At 70.4% G+C, this 3746-nt stretch carries 2 protein-coding genes and 1 pseudogene; all 3 read left to right on the top strand.

Annotation, left to right across the window (positions count from 1 at the left end):
• Window positions 1-994, top strand: a 994-nt coding sequence (locus ABZ281_RS42025) for a hypothetical protein (RefSeq protein WP_356663235.1), incomplete at its 5' end; no start/stop codon positions are given.
• A gap of 153 nt (window positions 995-1147) precedes the next feature.
• Window positions 1148-2596 carry an alkaline phosphatase PhoX gene (locus ABZ281_RS42020; protein WP_356663233.1) on the top strand — a complete coding sequence of 483 codons (1449 nt, stop codon included), beginning with the start codon at window positions 1148-1150 and terminating at the stop codon, window positions 2594-2596.
• Between the two features lie 341 nt (window positions 2597-2937).
• Window positions 2938-3746: pseudogene (locus ABZ281_RS42015) on the top strand (TROVE domain-containing protein); the annotation flags it as partial.

Genomic DNA, 3746 nt, shown 5'->3' with positions numbered 1-3746 from the left:
GGTCGACCTCTCCTGCCTCGACTGGGACCCCGAGGCCGAGGCCGAGTTCCTCGACGGCGTCCTCGGCAACCTCTATCTGCTCTCCGCCGGCGAGGACACGCCCGGCGGCGCCCCGGTGCCGCTGCCGGCGCTGGCCGCCTCGGTGATCGTGCCCAGCGACATGGGAGAGCCCACCAACGACGTCCTGGAGCAGGTGTCCGACGCCATGATGCGGTTGGACGACCAGTTCCGGATGCTGGAGCCGGTGGGGTTCGTCGCCTACCAGCCGGTCGACGAGGCGCTCATGGCCGACGCCGACGAGGAGCCCGCGGCACCCGTCGACGACACCGACGTCTCCCGGTACGGCATGGTCCGGCTCACCCCGCTCGGGCTGTACGGCATGCGCGCGCGGCTGATGGAGGCCGGCTATGAGGCGCCGGCCGTCGGGGACCTCGCGGACAAGGGAGCCGACGTGCTGCTCGACGGCACGGCGGAGTTCCCGCCCGGTGCGGCGCAGGCGGAGACCGAGCAGTGGCTCCAGCGGCGGGAATCGCTCGCCGCGGCGCGGGAGTTGCTGGCGGCTGCCCGGGGTGCGGATGCCGGGGCGCCGTTGCGGCGGCTGCGGTGTCAGCAGGCCCTGTCGCTGGTGGGGGCCTCGGCCGAGCCCGCGCTGCGGGAGGTGCTCGACGATGCCGAACTGGGCGGGCTCGCGCGGGTGTGGCTGACCGAGAACGGTGCGGTGGACGTGCCCGCGCCGTCCGAGGCGATGGTGTACTGGCTGACCATCGACACGGTCGCCGCGCAGCTGGCCGCGGAGGGGAACTCCGAGGAGCTCCGGGCGCTGGTGGAGGGGCTCGCTCAGCAGCACAGTGGGTTTTTCGCGGCGGTGTGGCGGGTCGATCATCCCGCGACCGCCGATGTGCTGGAAGCCATGGGGCGGTTGCATCCCGACAAGAAGGTGGCGAAGGAAGCGCGGAAGGCGGCGTTCAAGGCTCGGTCGCAGCAGGGGGGCTGAGCTCGCATCGTGGGTGCGGGCGGGTTGTGGCTTCTCGCGCAGTTCCCCGCGCCCCCAGGGCGTTGTTCAACTGGCGTTCACGGACGAGCGGGACGGTTTCGCCGAACGAGGTCCGCCACCCTCCACGGCATATCCACCGTCACAGGAGACATCATGTCGCTCACCCGTAGGGACTTCGCCAGAAACTCCGCGATCACCGGTGCCGGTGTCGCGCTGGCGGGCAGTGTCGGCGCCCTCGCCACCGCGCCGAACGCCCTCGCCTCCGACGACACCGGCAGCGTGGGGGACCAGGCGGCGGACGCCCGGCACGGAGTCGGCTACGGGCCGCTCGTCCCGGACCCCGAGGGCATCCTCGCCCTGCCCGCCGGATTCGCGTACCGGGTCATCACGTACAGCGGCAGGACCACGCTGGAGTCCGGGGAATCCACGCCGTCCAACCACGACGGCACCGCTGCTTTCGACGGCCCCCGCGGCACCACCCTGCTCGTCAACAACCACGAGCTGAAGGGCCCGCGCGCCAAGTGGGAACACCCGGTGCCGCTCACCGAGGGCCTCGTCTACGACCCCGCGGCCGCCGGCGGCTGCACCGTCGTCGAGGTGCGACCCGATGGACGGGTCGCCGAATGGGTGGGCATCGCCGGCACCTCCACCAACTGCGCTGGCGGCGCCACCCCCTGGGGCACCTGGCTCACCTGCGAGGAGAACTCCGACAAGGCCGGCGTCAACGGCATGACCAAGGACCACGGCTATGTGTTCGAGGTCGATCCGTGCGACCGGCGTGCCAACCGCAGCCCCAAGCCGCTGAAGTTCTTCGGCCGCTACGACCACGAGGCCGTCGTCATCGACCCCAAGCGCGGCCACGCCTACCTCACCGAGGACGCCTCCGGCCCCAACGGCCTCTTCTTCCGCTGGACCCCGCCCCGCGGCTTCGAGTACGGCCCGGGCAGGTTCCGGGGGCTCGCCGACGACGCCGGCGTGCTCCAGGCGCCCAGGTGCTTCGACTCCGGCGGCACGTTCGTCGACGACCTGTCCCGCGCCACGAAGACCGGCACCGTCTACGGCGTCGACTGGGTGGACGTCCCCGACCGCGACGCCCGCACCACGCCCGTGCGCAAGCAGTTCAAGGACGACGAGGTCACCCGCGCCCGCAAGCTGGAGGGCATGTGGTGGGGCGACGGCGGCGCCTACATCGTCTCCTCCTACGCCCGTGACGAAAGCCCCGTCCAGCACGACGGCCAGGTCTGGTTCTACGACCCCAAGCGCCGCACGCTGACGCTCAAGGTCCTGCTCGGCGTGAACCCCGACCCGTCGAAGGACGGTGCGTTCGACGGTCCGGACAACATCACCGTCTCCCCGTACGGCGGCCTCGTCATCGCCGAGGACGGAGAAGGCGTGCAGCACCTGTTCGGCGCCACCGACAGCGGACGCACCTACCCCATCGCCCGCAACGAACTGAACATCGGCACCGAAGAGGAGCCGGAATACAGCGAGTTCACCGGCGTCACCTTCTCTCCCGACGGCCGGACCCTCTACGCCAACATCCAGACGCCGGGCATCATGCTGGCCATCACCGGGCCATGGAAGCGGCAGAAGCGGTCATAAATTCGGTCGCGATTCCCGAGTTGCGCCTCCTACAGTGAGATCACAACGTCACGCACCTCCCGGTGCGATGGCAGCGGCTACTTCTCTTCCAAGGAATCCAATGCCGCCGCCGACCTGATCTCGGGAGGCGCAGCATGTGGTGGGTGCCCGGTGCGAAGGCAACGGCTACTTCCTGGATCGGACGGTTGCGGGTTCGAGTCCCGTCAGCGACTTCGGGTCGCTGTAGCTCAATGGGTAGAGCATCTGAATAAGTCCGTCGCCGACTTCTGTCCTCGGGCACCCACCTCTTTTCCCGCATGCAGCGCCTCCCCGAAACACGAATGAATTCGGGGGAATTCACCATGGCGCGATTCAATTCCAAGGCAGCCCGTGCGCGTCCCGTCTCGCGGGTGACGTCCACCGGGCGTGTGCTGCGCACCTACGAGGGCGGCCGAGGCCGCGAGCGGGACGCCCGCTCCGAGCTCTTCCTGCTCGCCGTCTCCCTTTTCGTCTCCCAGCAGACGTTCTACGAGACCGGCGCCGACCGCGACGACCGGTTCCAGCGACTCGTGCGCGAACTGGCCGTCACCGACCCGGAGTGGACGGCCGGCCTGCTCGGCTGGCTGCGCGGCGCGGGGAACCTGCGCACGGCCTCGGTCGTCGGCGCCGCCGAGTACGTCAAGGCACGCCTGGACGCGGGCGCGACCGACGGCCCGTCCAACCGGCAGGTCGTCGCCTCCGTCCTCCAGCGGCCCGACGAGCCCGGCGAACTGCTCGCGTACTGGACCGCGATGTACGGGCGCAACGTGCCGAAGCCGGTCAAGCGAGGAGTCGCGGATGCCGTGCGCCGCCTGTACCACGGCAAGGCGCTGCTGAAGTACGACACCGCCTCCAAGGGCTACCGCTTCGGCGACATCCTCAACCTTGTGCACGCGGCCCCGGACCCGGACAAGCCGTGGCAGGGCGAGCTGTTCCGGTACGCCCTGGACCGCCGGCACCACCCGGACACCGCCGTACCGCCCGCGGCCGACCACGTGCTGAGCGGGCACCGCGAGCTGATGGCGTTGCCCGTGGAGCCCAGCTCTCCGCGGACCGTCGACACGAGGTGGACCAGTCCGGGGTGCTTCTCGACGGCACACAGATCGGGCACCGTGACGCTGCCCGTGGCGCA

The organism is Streptomyces sp. NPDC006265 (assembly GCF_040613555.1).
GTDB lineage: Bacteria > Actinomycetota > Actinomycetes > Streptomycetales > Streptomycetaceae > Streptomyces.
This window is presented reverse-complemented; position numbering and strand designations above follow the sequence as displayed.